At 29.5% G+C, this 17816-nt stretch carries 13 protein-coding genes; all 13 read left to right on the top strand.

Annotation, left to right across the window (positions count from 1 at the left end):
* The first annotated feature begins 18 nt into the window (after window positions 1–18).
* The 13 genes from AWN65_RS10465 to AWN65_RS10405 all read left to right on the top strand — a co-directional run bounded on the left by AWN65_RS10465 (window position 19) and on the right by AWN65_RS10405 (window position 17729).
* On the top strand, window positions 19–1020 hold the full coding sequence (locus tag AWN65_RS10465) for a hypothetical protein (RefSeq protein ID WP_145902560.1): 1002 nt from the start codon (window positions 19–21) through the stop codon (window positions 1018–1020).
* Entirely contained in the window at window positions 1021–2172 is a 1152-nt protein-coding gene (locus tag AWN65_RS10460) for a glycosyltransferase family 4 protein (RefSeq protein WP_060383107.1), read from the top strand.
* Entirely contained in the window at window positions 2165–2767 is a 603-nt protein-coding gene (locus AWN65_RS10455; RefSeq protein ID WP_060383106.1) for a sugar transferase, read from the top strand. The genes AWN65_RS10460 and AWN65_RS10455 overlap by 8 nt, the downstream gene beginning before the upstream one ends.
* Window positions 2757–3374 (top strand): acetyltransferase, encoded by a 618-nt coding sequence (locus AWN65_RS10450; protein WP_201025131.1) that lies wholly within the window; start codon window positions 2757–2759, stop codon window positions 3372–3374. The genes AWN65_RS10455 and AWN65_RS10450 overlap by 11 nt, the downstream gene beginning before the upstream one ends.
* Window positions 3367–4494 (top strand): aminotransferase class I/II-fold pyridoxal phosphate-dependent enzyme, encoded by a 1128-nt coding sequence (locus tag AWN65_RS10445; RefSeq protein ID WP_060383105.1) that lies wholly within the window; start codon window positions 3367–3369, stop codon window positions 4492–4494. The genes AWN65_RS10450 and AWN65_RS10445 overlap by 8 nt, the downstream gene beginning before the upstream one ends.
* Window positions 4495–4538: 44 nt before the next feature.
* On the top strand, window positions 4539–6488 hold the full coding sequence (locus AWN65_RS10440; RefSeq protein WP_060383104.1) for a polysaccharide biosynthesis protein: 1950 nt from the start codon (window positions 4539–4541) through the stop codon (window positions 6486–6488).
* A 3-nt stretch (window positions 6489–6491) separates the two neighbouring features.
* Entirely contained in the window at window positions 6492–7268 is a 777-nt protein-coding gene (locus tag AWN65_RS10435) for a polysaccharide biosynthesis/export family protein (RefSeq protein WP_060383103.1), read from the top strand.
* Between the two features lie 7 nt (window positions 7269–7275).
* Complete coding sequence (locus AWN65_RS10430; protein WP_060383102.1) at window positions 7276–9645, top strand: GumC family protein; 2370 nt, start codon at window positions 7276–7278, stop codon at window positions 9643–9645.
* A 558-nt stretch (window positions 9646–10203) separates the two neighbouring features.
* On the top strand, window positions 10204–12495 hold the full coding sequence (locus tag AWN65_RS10425) for a TonB-dependent siderophore receptor (RefSeq protein ID WP_060383101.1): 2292 nt from the start codon (window positions 10204–10206) through the stop codon (window positions 12493–12495).
* Between the two features lie 92 nt (window positions 12496–12587).
* Window positions 12588–14066, top strand: a complete 1479-nt coding sequence (locus AWN65_RS10420; protein WP_060383100.1) for an ankyrin repeat domain-containing protein — start codon at window positions 12588–12590, stop codon at window positions 14064–14066.
* Window positions 14067–14069: 3 nt separating this feature from the next.
* Window positions 14070–14546, top strand: a complete 477-nt coding sequence (locus AWN65_RS10415) for a DUF2271 domain-containing protein (protein WP_060383099.1) — start codon at window positions 14070–14072, stop codon at window positions 14544–14546.
* Window positions 14547–14553: 7 nt separating this feature from the next.
* Complete coding sequence (locus AWN65_RS10410; RefSeq protein ID WP_060383098.1) at window positions 14554–16749, top strand: PepSY domain-containing protein; 2196 nt, start codon at window positions 14554–14556, stop codon at window positions 16747–16749.
* A complete protein-coding gene (locus tag AWN65_RS10405; RefSeq protein ID WP_060383097.1) occupies window positions 16749–17729 on the top strand; it encodes an FAD:protein FMN transferase in 981 nt (326 codons plus the stop codon). The genes AWN65_RS10410 and AWN65_RS10405 overlap by 1 nt, the downstream gene beginning before the upstream one ends.
* Window positions 17730–17816 lie beyond the last annotated feature (87 nt).

Genomic DNA, 17816 nt, shown 5'->3' with positions numbered 1-17816 from the left:
TTTTTTCTTTTTTTTCTAATGTTAGAGCATTTTGTTATAGGTTATTTAGGGTATGAAATTATAATTCAAAATCCTATATCGGATATACAAGGTTATCTGATAGAAGTAACAAATACATCTTCTAAAGATCGATTTAATTTTGTTGGACATAACTTTTTTATACATTTATATCGTTTGCTTTTTAAAATAGGATTTAACTTTGAGTTATTGTATTTGCTCTCTGTTTTTTTGAGTTTTATTCCATTTCTCTTATTGTTTAAACGATATTTTGAATTAGATTCAGGAAAAATACATTGGTTACAGTATACTCTGTTAGTGCCCTCTTTTCATTTTTGGAGCGTCTTGCCAGGTAAAGATTGTGTGGTATTTGTAACGTTAGTATTTATATTTTACAAATTAAAAAAGATGAAATTAAGTTGGAGTATTTTAGTGGCATTATTTTTCTTGTTTTTAGTGCGCCCTTACGTAGGAGTAATAGTATTGTTGTCTTTAGTGTTTGTCTTATTTGAAAAATATAAGAATATAATTGATAAAAAGTTTTGGATTCCAATTGTACTACTTTCTTTTTTTGGAGTAGTCTTTTTTATGACCCAATTTGTAAAATTGGAGTCTCTTAGTGTTGAATCGATACTGTTGAAATTCGAAGGATATCAAAATTATGTAGAAAAACACACCGCCTCAAACTATTTAGCAGATCTGGGTTATATAGGGAGGGTGTTGATGTTGTTGTGTTTGCCATTATTTTATAAAGTGAATAATGATTTGCAATATGTAACATCAATTGAAAATGCTTTAATCTTGATTTTTATTATGTATTTCTTTTTTAAAAAAATCTACAACCGGACTAGCAATTGGTTAGAATTAGATGTTAAATTTGCACTTTATACATCAATTTTGATATTTCTGTTTCTAAGTACTTATATTTATAATTTGGGGTTAGCTTCCAGAATGCGATTAATGTTTTATCCTCTGTTCTTTTATGTCATGGCGCAGAGTCTAAAAAATGATAAACTAAACTGAATGGTAAAGAAAAAAATAGTTAGGATAACTACAGTTCCTATCTCTCTAGTAAAACTTTTAACGGGGCAGTTGACCTATATGAGTCAATATTATGATGTAGTAGCTATTTCGTCTGAGAATGAGAATTTAGAAAAATTCGGTAAGGAAAATCAAGTGGCTATTTTTTGTTTAAATCTTACTCGTAAAATTACACCAATACAAGACACAATAGCAATTTTTAGATTGATTGTTTTTCTATTGAAAAATAAACCAGAAATTGTACATACCCATACACCTAAAGCGGGTATGGTGGGTATGATAGCGTCAAAAATTGCTGGAGTGCCTCATAGGTTGCATACAGTTGCTGGACTTCCGTTGATGGAAGCAGTAGGAGTAAAAAGAAAAATTTTAAATCTAGTAGAAAAATTAACTTACGTTTGTGCTACTAAAGTCTATCCAAACTCGAAAGGACTTGAAAAATTTATTTTGGAAAATAATTTTGCGCCAAAAGAAAAGATTAAAATTATAGGAAATGGGAGTTCAAATGGAATCAATACAGCATTTTTTGCACCTGAACAAATTTCTGAAGAAGAAACCTTAAAGTTAAAAGCACAGTTAGATATTGCAAAAGATGATTTTGTTTTTATTTTTGTGGGGAGGTTAGTAAAAGATAAAGGAATTAATGAGTTGATTACTGCCTTTACCAATTTGAATTTAAGTAAAACAAAGTTATTGTTAGTAGGGGCGTTGGAATCTGATTTAGATCCTCTATTGCCTGAAACGTTAACTGAAATTGAAGAAAATATAAATATTATAAATGTAGGCTACCAATCCGATGTTAGACCCTACTTTAAGGTTGCTAATGTATTGGTTTTCCCTAGTTATCGTGAAGGTTTTCCGAATGTAGTGATGCAAGCTGGTGCTATGGAATTACCCGCTATTGTTTCTAATATTAATGGCTGTAACGAAATCATTGAAGAAGGAAAAAATGGTTTGATTATTCCAGTGAAGAATAGTAAAGCAATTGAAGAAGCAATGAGAAAAGTATACCAAGAAAAAAGTTTGTTTGATCAACTTAAATCAAATGCTCGTCAGATGATAGTTTCAAGATATGAGCAAAAAATAATTTGGGAAGCGATCCGAAATGAATATGAAAATTTAGAACATGTATAATTTTTTTTTAAAGAGATTGTTAGATTTCTTAGCAACACTCATAGGAATTGTAATTCTAAGTCCTTTTTTTGTCCTTGTTTTTGTTGGCTTGTTTATTGCAAATAAAGGGAATGTGTTTTTCGTGCAACCAAGACCAGGGAAAAATGGAAAAGTCTTTAAAATATATAAATTTAAAACAATGACGGATGAACGCGATGAGAATGGTATACTTTTGCCAGATGCGGATCGATTAACTATTATAGGTAATCTAGTAAGAAAAACATCATTAGATGAAATACCTCAATTGTTTAATGTTTTAAAAGGAGATATGAGTCTAATTGGTCCAAGACCATTATTAACTCAATACCTACATTTGTATAATGATTTTCAGAACAGAAGACATGAGGTTAAACCAGGAATTACTGGTTGGGCTCAAGTAAATGGACGTAATGCTATATCATGGGATCAGAAATTTCAATATGATGTTTGGTATGTTGATAATATTTCGTTTTTAGTTGATATGAAAATTTTATTTTTGACATTTTTGAAAGTAATTAAAAAAGAAGGGATAAATGCCGTTGACTCGGCTACAATAGAACCATTTAATGGACAATAAGATAATATTATACGGAGCTAGTGGGCATTGTAAAGTAATAATAGATATTTTATTTGAAAACAAAATTCAAATAAAAACTATTATTGATGATGTGGAAAAATTAAAAACTATTTTTGATTTTCCAATTATTAATTCTAAAAAATTTAAATTTCATCCTTTTGATAACTGCATAATAGCTATTGGTAATAATTTAACGAGAAAAAAAATTGTCAATACTCTAAATGTTAACTTTGTTATCGCTATTCATCCAAAAGCTATAATATCTAAATTTTCTAGTGTAGATGAAGGGACGGTTATAATGGCTGGTGTAGTTTTAAATGCTCATGTAAAGGTTGGTAAACATTGTATTATAAATACTTCTGCATCTGTTGATCATGATTGTTGGATTGAAAATTATGCGCATATCTCACCAAATGCTTCACTGGCAGGAAATGTTTTTGTAGGAGAAGGAAGTCATATTGGTATTGGCGCTACCATTATACAAGGGATAAAAATAGGGAAATGGTCAACTATTGGTGCTGGAGCAGTTATCATAGAGGATGTGCCAGATTATGCTGTTGTTGTAGGAAATCCCGGAAAAGTAATAAAATATAATTCAAATGAATAATACAAAAATATGGCTTTCTTCTCCTCATATGGGAGGGAATGAGCAAAAGTATGTTAATGAAGCTTTTGAAACCAATTGGGTAGCACCACTAGGGCCTAATGTGAATGGTTTTGAGCAAGACTTAGAAAGATACTTAGGTGAAAATTTAAGCGTTGCTGCCTTAAGTTCAGGAACAGCCGCTTTACATTTAGCTTTAATTCTTTTAGATATTAAAGCAGGTGATGAAGTAATTTGTCAGAGTATGACATTTTCGGCTTCAGCAAACCCTATTGTGTACCAAGGGGCAATTCCTATTTTTGTGGATAGTGAATCAGAAACGTGGAATATGTGTCCAATTGCTTTAGAAGAAGCTATAAAAGATAGAATTTCTAAAGGGAAAAAACCAAAAGCAATAATAGCGGTTCATCTATATGGGATGCCATACAAGCACGATCAAATAAAAGCAATTTCTCAAAAATATCAAATTCCTGTTGTAGAAGATAGTGCAGAAGCATTAGGAAGTTCCTATAAAAAACAAAAATGTGGAACATTAGGAGATATTAGTATACTTTCTTTTAATGGTAATAAAATTATTACAACCTCTGGTGGGGGAGCACTGGTAACAAATGATGTGAATATTAAACAAAAAGCAGTGTTTCTTTCAACTCAAGCTCGTGATGATGCACCTCATTATCAGCATAGTCATATAGGTTATAATTATAGAATGAGCAATATATGTGCAGGTATAGGACGTGGACAAATGGAGGTTTTAAACAAACATGTTGAGTTAAGGAGAGATATGAATCAGTTGTATAAAACATTTTTTGTAAATATTCCGAATATAATTGTTTTAACTGAGCCAACGGATTATTTTTATTCAAATCACTGGTTAAGTGCAGTTGTATTAGAGTCTTATGAACAAAGAGAAGCACTCCGTTTAGCATTTGAAAAAGCAAATATTGAAACAAGACCACTCTGGAAGCCTATGCACCTTCAGCCAGTATTTAAAACATACCCTTATTACGGAGCGAGAATATCAGAGGATTTATTTGAAAGAGGTTTATGTTTGCCTTCAGGTTCTAATTTGACAGAAAGTGAAAAAGAGAGAATTCTCTCGGAACTTCAATTATTTTTTCAGTAATTTGTAGCCCGAAAAAACTAAATTAAAATAATGTTCTTAAAGAAGTGAGAGAGTACTTAAATAAAAAAATTAATAATAAAATTCTGTCTAAAATTGACTTAAATAATGTAGGTTATTTACCTAGATGGTCTGTTCTTTTTCTAGATATTCTAGTAATTAGTTTTGCTACGGCATTAACCTATTATTTATTTAAAGGAATTAATCTTAAATTTATAACAACGCAATACGAAGGAATTAAAATTCCCTTATATTTTTTCGTTAATATTTTCTTCTTTTGGATATTCAAAACGTATTCAGGTATAATTAGGCATTCTTCTATAGTAGATGCTGTTAAAATTTTTTTTGCACAATTTTTTGCTTTTTCATCATTAGTAATAATAGATGCTTTTAGTAAAACTTTTTTTTCCGTAGATTTATATTTTACGACTGCCTTGTTAGTAAACTCTTTTATAGTTTTTTGTTTACTTTTTTTTTATAGAGTTTTTGTAAAAAAAGTATTTGAAATATATTTTTCTAATATTTTAGTAGGGAAACAAGAAATATTACTCATTTATGGTTCAGATGCAAACGCCATAGCTGTTGCAAATGCTTTATTGTCAGAAATACCTAAAAGATTTCATATTAAAGGTTTTATAGATAGATATGAATCTAATGATTCTAAAAGAGCTTTGGGATTACCTGTATTCTCTATAAGAGAAAATATAGTAGATTTATTGAAAGAAAATAATGTTTCAGGTTTAGTTATTGCTGATAAGAGTTTAACAAGAGAAGAAGAGATTCAAATAGTAGAAGAATGCCTAGAAGTAGGTGTTAAAGTTTTTACGGTACCTCTTGTTACAGATTGGGAGAATCAAAAAGAAATTTCAAAGAAAATTAAGAATTTTGAGATAGAAGATTTATTAGATAGGAAGCCAATAGTTTTAAATAATAAAGCGATTTCTAGTACACATACCAATAAAACAGTTTTAATAACAGGAGCCGCTGGTTCTATAGGAAGTGAAATTGTTAGACAAGTAATAGCCTTTAGACCTACTATATTGTTATTGATAGATCAAGCTGAAAGTCCTTTACATAATTTATTAATAGAATTAGATAAGTATGATACCTCCTCCATAGAAATTATAACAAAAGTTGCAGATATCAGAGATAAACAGCGTTTAGATATTCTTTTTAAAAAATATTTGCCTGATATTATTTATCATGCCGCGGCTTATAAGCATGTTCCCTTGATGGAAGAAAATCCGTCACAAGCAATCTTTGTTAATGTAATGGGAACTAGTAATCTGGCTGATTTAGCCGTTCAATACAAAGTAGAACGATTTGTAATGGTTTCAACAGATAAGGCCGTAAACCCAAGTAATGTGATGGGGGCAAGTAAACGAATTGCAGAAAAATACGTTCAGTCACTACACTTTGAATTATTAAAAAATAATATCAAAAGTACAAAATTCATTACAACTCGTTTTGGTAATGTTTTAGGATCTAATGGTTCTGTAGTACCATTGTTTACAAAGCAAATTTCTGAAGGAGGACCAGTAACCATTACTCATAAAGATATAATTCGATATTTTATGACTATTCCTGAAGCCTGTCAACTTGTATTGGAAGCTGGAACTATGGGAAATGGAGGGGAAATCTATATATTTGACATGGGAAAACCTGTTAAAATTTACAGTCTAGCAGAAAAAATGATACGTTTAGCAGGTTTAATTCCAAATGTAGATATTCAGATAAAAGAAATAGGGCTAAGGCCAGGTGAAAAATTGTACGAAGAATTACTAAAAGATGACTCAAAAACCTTGCCTACTCACCACGAAAAAATATTAGTGGCTCAAGATATGATAGAAGACTATAAATGTGTAAAAGAAAATATTAAATTATTGATTGATACTACATTTAATTATTCTAATAATGATATAGTAGGATATATGAAAATGATCGTGCCAGAATTTAAAAGTTTAAATTCAGATTATGAAATTTTAGATAAAAATTGATATATGAGAGGTAAAATTTATTTAATTATTTTTGGAATAATTTCTTTTTTTGTATTAGGATGCTCGCAGCAAAAGAAGATAGCATATTATTCGGATTTGTCTAGTAATTCGAATTTTGAAAATGTAGTTTTTTTTGAACCTAAAATACAACCTGATGACTTATTATTAATTACGGTTTCTGCACCAGATCCTGAGGCAGCAGCTCCATTTAGTTTAGAAAGTACAATGGCACCAAATGTTGGTAATCAAAGTGCGCCTGGTCAGAGACAGCAGCAATTATATTTGGTGGATCAAAAAAATCAAATAGAATTTCCAATTATAGGAACTTTAACTTTTGGAGGATTAAAAAAAGAAGAGGCAATTAATTTGTTGAAAAATAAATTAAAAGCATATATAAAGAATCCTATTGTAAATGTTCGTATAATGAATTTTAAAGTAAGCGTTATAGGAGAGGTCGCAAAGCCAGGAACTTTTAACGTAGTTAGTGAGCGTATTACCTTGCCTGAAGCATTAAGTTTAGCGGGTGATTTGACTATATATGGGAAAAGAGAAAATGTTTTATTAATAAGAGAAAATGAAGGGAAGAAAACATATCATAGAATTGATTTGACGAAGTCTGATTTTATGAATTCGCCCTATTATTATTTAAAACAGAATGATTTAATTTATATAGAACCTAATAAAGCAAGAGCTAACGCGTCTACATTTAATCAAAATATACCCGTTTGGATTTCATTGAGTTCTGTTCTTATATCACTAGTACTATTGTTTAAAAAATAATGATAAAATGCAAAATAAATTCATGTCCCAAGAAGAAAATATTAGTGAAATAAATATAAAGGAGATACTAAATAAATTTTTGAGAAATTGGTATTGGTTTGTTGTACTGGTTATACTGTCACTATCCCTAGCAAAAGTTTATTTACGTTATGCAACATCCATATACAAGGCATCTACTACGGTATTAATAAAAGATAAAGAATCAGGAGGTTTGGCATCTGAGCTTTCTGTTTTGGAGGACATCAGTAGTTTTGGAGGAGCTAAAAATAAGATTGATGATGAAATTGAAATTTTAAAATCTAGAAATATTGTAAAAAAGACCTTGCTCTCTGGCGGTTTTAATATAAATTATTATGCTGTTGGAAGGATTAAAACTACTGATATTTATGGAAAAAGTCCTATAAAGATTTTCTTTGAAAATAAAGAAAAGTCGGATTTAGATACAACTCTTGTAGTATCGTTGAAAGGAACTCATAAATTTTTATTATACAATCAAAATAAAGATTTAATAGGAGAGTATCGTTATAATCAGATTGTAAAATCTGTAGAATTAGGTAATTTTATTATAGAAAAATTACCTGTTTACACCAATGACGGAAAATTAAGAAATTATGATCAAGGGGTATATCAGATAAGTATTAAAAATATAGATAGAGAAACTAGTATAGTTCAAAAGAAATTATTGGTTGAACCACTCAATAAAAAAACAAATGTAGTGGAAATAACATTTACAGATCCAGTGCCTCAAAGAGCCATTGATTTCTTAGATAAGCTAGTAGTAAACTATAATCAGGACGCTATCATTGATAAGAATTTAATATCAGAAAAAACGGCAAAATTTATTAATGATCGTTTAGCTATCGTTACAGAAGAACTACAAGGAGTTGAAAAAAATATAGAAAAATATAAAAAAAATAACGATCTGACTGATATTTCTGCTGAAGTAGAATTAGATTTGAAAACAGAATCTGCATTTAATGCAGAGCAAGTTTCTGTTGGGACTCAGCTTACTGTAATAAATATGATGATCGCTCAATTGAAGAGCGATAAGATAGATGTCCTACCTATAAATTTAATTCCTTCTGATAATGCGTCAGCGGCTGGTTTAATCAATGAGTTTAATTTGTTAGTAATTGAACGCAATAGATTATTAAAAAGTGCAACATCTGATAATCCGAATATAGAAAAATTAAATGATCGTATTTTAACTCTAAAAGGTTCTATAGCTCAAAGTTTATCAAAACAAAAATCAGCTCTAGAATTTAAAAATAGCGATTTACTAGGAGAACGCAATTCATTAAATTCAAAACTAAATAAAATTCCAAAGTTAGAAAGAGAATATAGAGGTATATTTCGTCAACAACAAATAAAAGAAGAGTTATATTTATATTTGTTTAAAAAGAGAGAAGAAACAGCAATTACTTTAGCAGCTACAGCACCTAATTCTAAAATAATAGATAAAGCTTATGCTTTAGAGAATCCTATTTCACCAAAACCCTTAATTATTTATTTTGTTGCAATTTTAGTTGGTTTATTAATTCCGTTTATAATCATTTATTTAAAAGATTTATTAAACACAAAGGTTCAAACAAAAGCAGATTTAGATAAATTAGGGATACCGTTTCTTGGGGATGTGCCTCATTCCGATTCGCACGAAGAAATTATTCAATTAGAAAGTCGTTCAAGTGCAGCTGAAGCTATGCGTATTGTACGAACCAATCTTGAATTTATTTTAAATTCAAAATTAGAAACCAATGCTAAAACTATTTTCTTAACTTCTACTTTACCTGCTGAAGGGAAAACTTTTATAACAGTAAATCTTGCAGGGACTATAGCACTAACAGGAAAGAAGGTTTTGTTAGTAGGATTAGATATTAGAAATCCCCGTTTAGACGATTATTTACAATTACCTAATAGAGGAGTTACTAATTATCTTACAACTATTGATGAAAAAATAGAAGATTATATAGTTAAACTACCTAATTATGATTCTTTTGATGTTCTCCCAGCAGGTGTCATTCCTCCTAATCCTGCAGAACTATTAATGAGTCAAAAGTTAGAAAAGATGTTTGACTATCTAAAAGAAAAATATGATTATGTAGTAGTTGACACAGCTCCAGTAAGTCTAGTAACAGATACTTTACTTATTGCTAAAAATGCAGATGCTTTTATATATGTAGTAAGAGCTAAATATTTAGAGAAAGAATTACTAAAAATTCCAAGTTCTATTTATAAAGAAGGTAAATTACCAAATATGTCTATGGTGCTAAATGATACTGATGTTATAAACGGATACGGATACGGATACGGATACGGTCAGGAAGTAAAAGAAAAAACTTTTTGGGAAAAATTTAGAGATTTCTTTATTATAAGATAAAGAACTAAATTCTGAAAATTTAAAAATAAAGAAATGAATTAAAAATTTATCTGATATATTATTTTAAGAGGCTATCCTAAAAAGTTTAGGATAGCCTTTTTTTGTGAAAATTTAGAAATACCTTTTAATGTCGTTTATATTTTAAATTGAATGAAAATTATAAAGAAAGCTAAAATTAGACTTATGTGTTATGCTTAATGATGAAGGTGAAAAGAATAAAAAATATGAGAATTTTTCAAAAAATCTAATTTTACATTGAGGATAAAAAACATTCTTTTTTAGATTTAAAATTATTTTATCTGAAACAAATTTCTATTTCATAGTTTGGATTTACCACTCTTTAAATGTTTCATATTTTTTTAGTCTTACTTTAAAATATTTAGAATAATTATAGAAAATCTGATAATATTAAATTTTAGAAGTACCAAATACTTGATTACTTGATAACATAGTTAAGTTGTTTAAATTTTATTTAGAATAATTAAAAATAATTTTCTTTTTTAAAATTCTAATCATATATTTGCAATCCAAAAACAATTTAAAATTAGTCTAAATAAAATGAAGTTATATTGGTTAGGATGTTTATTATTCTTGTCAGGGCAAAGTTTTGGTCAAGATAAGTTTCAAGGAGAAATAGAAAATACCGTTGAAAATGATACGGTTAGAAAAAAAAGATATTCGTTAAAAGAAATAGAAATAAGACAACATAAACAAAAAAAGTTTGTTTCTACCGTTCGTACTGGGTTAAAACCTTTTGATAACCCTCAGAGCTTACAATCTATTGCAGGAGAAGTGATTTCTCAACAACAATCAGTTCGTTTGAGCGATGTAGTAAAAAATGCAAATGGTGTTTATGTAGGCTCAGCACGTGGTGGAGCACAAGAATCCTTTTGGTCAAGAGGTTATGATATGGGTACGAATAATATTTTTAAAAATGGTTTTCGTCAAAATGGAGGGGCAATGCCTGAGGTGATTTCATTAGAAAAAGTAGAATTTTTAAAAGGAAATAGTGCCTTGTTATATGGAAATGTAGCACCAGGAGGAATTTTAAATTTAGTAACCAAAACCCCTTTGTTTGAAAGAGGAGGAGAGCTATCTTTTCAAACAGGAAGTTATGATTTTTACAAACCTGTAATTGATTTTTATGGGCCTCTTAGTAAATCAATTGCTTACCGAGTAGTGAGTAGTTTTGAAAAATCAAAAAGTTTTAGAGATGTAGTAAATAGAGAACGTTATTATATTAATCCTTCTTTTCTATTTAAGGCAACTCAAAAAACAGATATACTTCTTCAAATGGATTATTTACACGATAATTGGACACCTGATTTTGGAACGGGTGCTTTTGGGAAAACTATTCTTGATGTTCCTATTAGTCGCTATTTAGGTGCTAATTGGTCTAACGGACAAACACGCCAAGGATCATTATCCGCTCTTTTAAAACATCAGATTAATGATTCTTGGAAGTTTATTGCAAATATGTCATTTCAAAACTATTCAAGACAATTTGAAGGAACAGACAGAATTCAACCTTCTAACATAACGGGTGATTTAACTAGAAAATTAGGTAAGAACAAAAATGTTGAAACACTATTAGGACAACAATTAGGATTACAAGGAAGTTTTAAAACTTTTGGTTTCAAGCATGAACTATTTACAGGAATAGATGGAGAAACTAGTTATACGGATAGTTATTCCTATTTGTTTTATACAAAACAAAAAGATGGTAAATTTATTGCTATAACAGATTATGATAAGATCAATATTTTTGATCCTATTACATTTTCAAACGAAAAAGGATCACAAGAAAATTATAATTCAGTACTAACAAAGAATCAAGGAAAACGTTTTGGCTTTTTTGCTCAAGATTTAATATCTATTCATGAAAAATTAAAAGTACTTGCTGGTTTACGTTGGTCATGGCAAGAAGTTCAAAGTACTGTATATAATGCCAAAATTGATGGTGGAAATAATACAAGTCCTAAAGGACAAACTCCTTTTGTGCTTAATCATGAAGCAGATAAAGATAATACACCAATTGAAGGCGCTATACAAGTAGATAAAGCATTTTCTCCTAAATTTGGTTTGGTCTTTCAACCAATGCAATCAATAGCAATTTTTGGAAGTTATTCAAATTCATTCACTACCAACACAGGTGTTGATATTTATAACAATCCTATAAAACCTTCTATTATAAATCAATATGAAGCAGGGGTAAAAACAGAATTTTTTAAAGGTAATTTAACAACAGGAGTAACTGTTTATAGCATTGAAAATAATAATTTAGTCCAAATGGCAGCTACAACCTTAGATGGTAAAGCCAATTCTAATTCGAATATCAAAGAACTATCAGGTAAAACAAGAAGCAAAGGAATTGAATTAGATGTTACCATAACACCTATTGAAGGATTTAAAATTAATGCAGGTTATAGTTATAACGATATGCGTTTTGTGAAAACATCTGGATTAGTAGGTAGTTCAGTAGAAGGGGATCGTTTGGCTCGTACACCTGATCAAACAGCTAATTTAAGTTTCTTTTATACAGTACAAAACGGATTTTTCAAAAATCTTTCAATAGGAGCCATAAGTAACTATATAGGAAATCGTATAGGAGGTTGGAATAACCGTTATGCAAAAGATAAAAATGGAACAGTATTTATAGAAGAACGTGAGATTCCAGTTAGTGGTTATGCAGTTGCGGATGCAACCCTAGGATATACTTATAAAAATATAAGTTTATTATGTAAATTGTCTAATGTGGCTAATACTTTAAATTATACAGTACATGAAAATTACAGTATTAATCCAATACCGCCAAGACAATTTATGGCAACACTAAAATATCAATTTTAAAAGGTTTTGTTTTTGTGAAAGGCAAATAGTATAGTTTTAAAACTATACTTTTGCCTTTATATTTTTTTATTACTTATACATAAAAGTTAGAAATGAAAAGAATACATATAATAATAGCAATACTATTTAATATAGTGTCAATTGCCCAACAAAAAAATACATTATTAGATGGAAATTTTTGGAAAAAAAATCCAAATCTAACCACCGTTCAAGCTGAAATAGCCAAAGGTAATAATGCTTCAGAGCTAAACTCTTCCGCTTTTGATCCCGTTACATTAGCTATTAATAATGATGTATCAAATGAAATAATTTACTATTTATTGGAACAAAAAGGAAATGAAATAAATAAACTCACACATGATGAAAGAACTTATTTGCATTGGGCTGCTGCTAAAGGAAATATAGAATTAGTACAAAATCTTATAAATAAAGGAGCTAATATCAATCACGAAGATTCTCATAATACGACACCTTTGGCTTATGCTTTGGCTAGTGGTAATGCTAAAAAAGAATTAATAGAAATTTTTTTTAAAGCAGGTTTAGACCCTAAAAAATTATATAAGGATAAAGCAACCCTATTAATGTTAGCTGTACCTTATGATAAAGATTTGTCCGTTACACAATTTTTAGAAACAAAAGGATTAAGTGTAAAAGATCAAGACGCATTAGGAAAAACAGTTTTTGATTATGCTGCCAGAACCGGTAATATTATTAATTTAAAAAAACTTATTGAAAAGGGAAGTAAATGGACCTCTAATGCATTATTAATAGCTGCTGAGGCTACTCGACGATCTGCTAATTCTTTAGAAATATTTCAATATCTTATTGACGATTTAAAATTAAAACCAACTGTTACGACTGCAAATGGAGAAACCATTCTTCACCTGATAGCTAAGAAGCAAAATCAAGTCCCAATTGCTCAATATTTTTTACAAAAAGGTGTTTTAATAAACACAATAGATAATGAAGGAAATACCGTTTTACATAAAGTAGCAGGAATGCGTGATCTAGCATTTGTGAATTTTCTATTAGAAAAAGGAGTTGATGTAAGTAAAACCAATAATAAGGGGGAATCTGCCTTAATGCAAGCCGTTAAATCAGGCTTAGTAGAAACAATGAATACACTAGTAAATAAAGGAGCTACTATTGATTTGTTGGATAAAGAAGGACAAGGTTTAGCTTACCATTTAGTGCAAAATTATAGAGCACCTAAAAACGAAAATGATGATTTTCTAGATAAACTAAAATGGTTAAAAGAAAAAGGAATAGATTTAAAAAAACCTTTAAGAAAAGGAGATACGCTCTACCATCTTGCCGTAATAAAAAATGATTTAGAATATTTAAAAAAGTTAGAAGGTTTTGAAATAAATATAAATGTTAAAAATGAAGCAGGATTAACCGCTTTGCACAAAGCCGCCATGGTAGCCAAAGATGAAAATATAATAAACTATTTACTTACTCTAGGAGCCGATAAAAAGGCAAAAACGGATCTAGATGAAACAGCTTATTCACTAGCCCGAGAAAATGAAGTATTAGTTAAAAAACAAATAAATTTAGATTTTTTAAAATAAAAGATGAATAAGAATACAAGATATTTAGGACTGATTGTTTTTTCATTGTTTTTTAATAGCATAACAGCTCAAACCTCTAAATACAAATGTATGTTACAAATGACAAACTATGTAGGAGAAGGAGCTTATATTGTAGCATCATTAATAAACCCAAAAGGAGAATATGAGAAAACATTATATGTAATGGGAGATGACAAAAAATGGTATAAAGATATCAAAGAATGGTATAAATTTTATAGCAAAAAAAATAAAGTAGATGCTAAAACAGGAGCTTCCGTGGCAGGTGGAGATAGAAGTGTAACCGTTTTAGAAATAGAAGACTCTAAAATAAATACAGGATATAAAATTCGTTTCGAATCAGCCGTAGAAAATCAAAAATATCATATTACAGATGCAGAATTTCCGTTAACCACAGAAACTTTATTAAATAAAGTAGAAGGAAAAGGGTATATTCGTTTTGTTAAATTAAATAAAATATAAATAGGCAATGACCTTATCTATTTGGCGACTGGCCCATTTTGCCTTAGCTCTTATAGCTTCTCTATTTCTAATACTAGCTTCTGTAACAGGAGGAATTTTAGCAATAGATACCATAAATAAAGAAATTCCATCCTATAAAGTTGATAATTTTAAGGAAATCAAACTTGCAAAAGTTTTAACCCCTCTAAAAAAAGAGTTCATCAAAGTAACAGAATTAACCGTTTCTCCTAGCCAGTATGTAATAATAAAAGGATTAGACATAGAAGCTAATGAAGTAGAAGCTATTATTAATCCTAATACAGGTAAAATAATAGGAACTCCTAAAAGAACAACACAATGGATTAAATGGGTAACTTCTTTACACCGATCGCTTTTTTTGCATAAAACAGGACGAATTATTCTAGGAATCAATGCCTTTCTTCTGGCTGTTATAACCAGTACAGGAATTGCCTTATTACTAAAACGTCAAAATGGTTTCATAGGTCTTATAAAAAAAATTAAAAAAGATCATTGGTCTTCCTATCTTCATGTATTACTAAGTAGATGGATGGCTATCCCTATTTTGATTATGACCTTAACAGGAGCCTTTTTAACACTATATAGTTTTAAAATTTTAGAGAAAGATTCTTTACTAAATCATAAGGAAATTGTTTCTCAAAAACCGCTTTCTCAAAAAAAAATAGAAGATTTTCCCATTTTTAAAAAGGTATTATTATCAGATGTTCAAAAGTTAGAATTTCCGTTTGCAGACGAAGTAGAAGAACACTTTACACTAAATTTAAAAGATCGAGTAATCTTAATTAATCAATGGAATGGAAATATATTGAATGAAGTTCCAATATCAAAATGGACGAGGTTAGAAAACCTCAGTTTAGATCTACATACAGGAAGAGGATCTATTCTTTGGTCGTCTGTATTATTAATTAGCGTATTCAGTATTTTAGTTTTTATTGTTTCAGGATTTGTGATTTCATATAAACGGTTACGTCATAGACAGACCAATAATTATACTTTAGAAGAGGGGGAATTAATCATATTAGTTGGATCAGAAAACGGGAGTACGATGAAGTTTGCCAATGCCATTCATAATCAGTTTTTACAACAAGGAATCAAATCCTTTGTTGGATCTATGAATCAGTATCAAACAGCACCCAATGCACATACCATTTTGTTTTTAACCTCCACTTACGGTGATGGTAATGCGCCTGCTAATGCCAGTCGTTTTAAAGAATTAATTCAAAAATACAAGCAATTACATACCATAAAAACAGCCGTAGTAGGATTTGGTTCGTCCCAATATCCAGATTTTTGTGGATATGCTAAACAAGTAGAAACATTATTAAAAAAACAATCTTGGAATCAAAAAATAATTGATTTACACACAATAAATGATCAATCTATAAACGATTGGCTACACTGGATATCAAATTGGAATAAGACTACTACCATTCAATTAAGTAATTTAGAAACGACGTATTTAGATAAGAATAAAAAGAAAACCCTGTTTAAAGTGATTTCTAAAAGCCAAGTGGAAGGAAATTGTTCCAATTTTATACTGGTATTAGAACCTCAAAAAAAAATAAAAGTAAGTTCAGGTGATTTGCTAGCTATAGACCCAGAAGATTCTCAAAAAGAGCGTTTATATTCTATAGGTAAGCTTGGAGATACAATACAACTCATGATAAAACTACATCCCAGAGGATTAGGATCTAATTATTTATATCAATTAGAAGAAGGACAAACGCTAAAAGGAACTATTGTAAAAAATGTTAAATTTAATCGACCTAAAAATAAAAAAGTAGTGATGATTGCTAATGGTACAGGTATTGCTCCCTTTTTAGGAATCATAACAGAATCTACATCAAACCAATCCTTATATTTGTATGCAGGGTTTAGAGCAAAAAGTTCTTTTGTACAAAAAATAGAAGCTCAGATAAAAGAGTTTAAAAAAGAAGAAAGATTACAAGAATTTAAATTAGCCTTGTCTAGAGAAGGAAATCAATCTTATGTTACAGATTTAGTAAATCGCGATTTAGATTTTATTTTTCAGATATTAGAGGAAGAAGGAATATTGATGATTTGTGGATCTTTAGCCATGCAAAAAGACATAGAAGCCTTGTTGGAAAATTATGCTTTAAGAAATAATACTAAAAAAATAGATTTTTACAAATCAAAAGAGCAAATTTTAATAGATTGTTATTAATGAAAATACTAGTCTTGATCCTACTTTTTCCCTTTTTGCAGTATGCACAGGTACAACGCCATAGAACTGTTACACTTATGGGAAGCAGATTTGATATTACCATAGTAGAAATAGATAGCATTTTGGCTGAAAAAAGAATTAATGAAGCCATAACTGAAATAGATCGCATAGAAAATCTAATTTCAGAATGGAAACCTACTACACAAATTTCACAAGTTAATCAGTATGCAGGTCTACAACCCGTAAAAGTAGATGACGAAGTAATACAACTCACAAAGTCAGGATTGTATTTTTCAAAAATAACAGAAGGAGCTTTTGATATTAGTATAGTAGCAATGGACAAAATATGGAAATTTGATGGTTCTATGACTGTAATGCCAACAGAAATTGCTATAAAAAAATCTATAGAAAAAGTAAATTATAAAAACATCGTAATAGATACGGTAACATCTACTATTTTTTTAAAAGAAAAAGGAATGAAGATTGGTTTTGGTTCTATAGGAAAAGGTTATGCGGCTGATCGGGTACGTACCCTTTTAGAGACAAAAGGAGTTTTTGGGGGAATTATTAACGCATCAGGTGATTTGACTACTTGGGGAAAACAAGCTAACGGAAAACAATGGAGCATAGGAATTACTAATCCTTTTGGAAAAGAAGAATTTGTAGATATTGTGAAATTAGGACGATATGCTGTAACTACTTCAGGAAGCTATGAAAAATATGTAGAAATAAATGGGAAAAAATATTCCCATATTATTAATCCTAAAACAGGTTATCCAAGCCAAGGTATTTGTAGTGCGACTGTTTTTGGTCCTAGTGCAGAAATTGCCAATGGTTTTAGTACTTCTATAATGGTTTTAGGACTAAAAGAAGGAACCAAGTTATTAGCTAATTATCCAGCTTATTCCTATGTTTTAGTTACGGATAAAGGGAGGATTATAAAATCTAAGAATTTTAAGAAAAACAAAAAAAAATTTTGACAGTATAAGTCTAAATCTTTGGATTATATTTATGATTAACCCAAAAATAACTTTGTAATCAATAATTAACCTAGTTTTTATGTTAAT

The sequence above is a fragment of the Flavobacterium covae genome, assembly GCF_001534645.1.
Taxonomy (GTDB): domain Bacteria; phylum Bacteroidota; class Bacteroidia; order Flavobacteriales; family Flavobacteriaceae; genus Flavobacterium; species Flavobacterium covae.
This window is presented reverse-complemented; position numbering and strand designations above follow the sequence as displayed.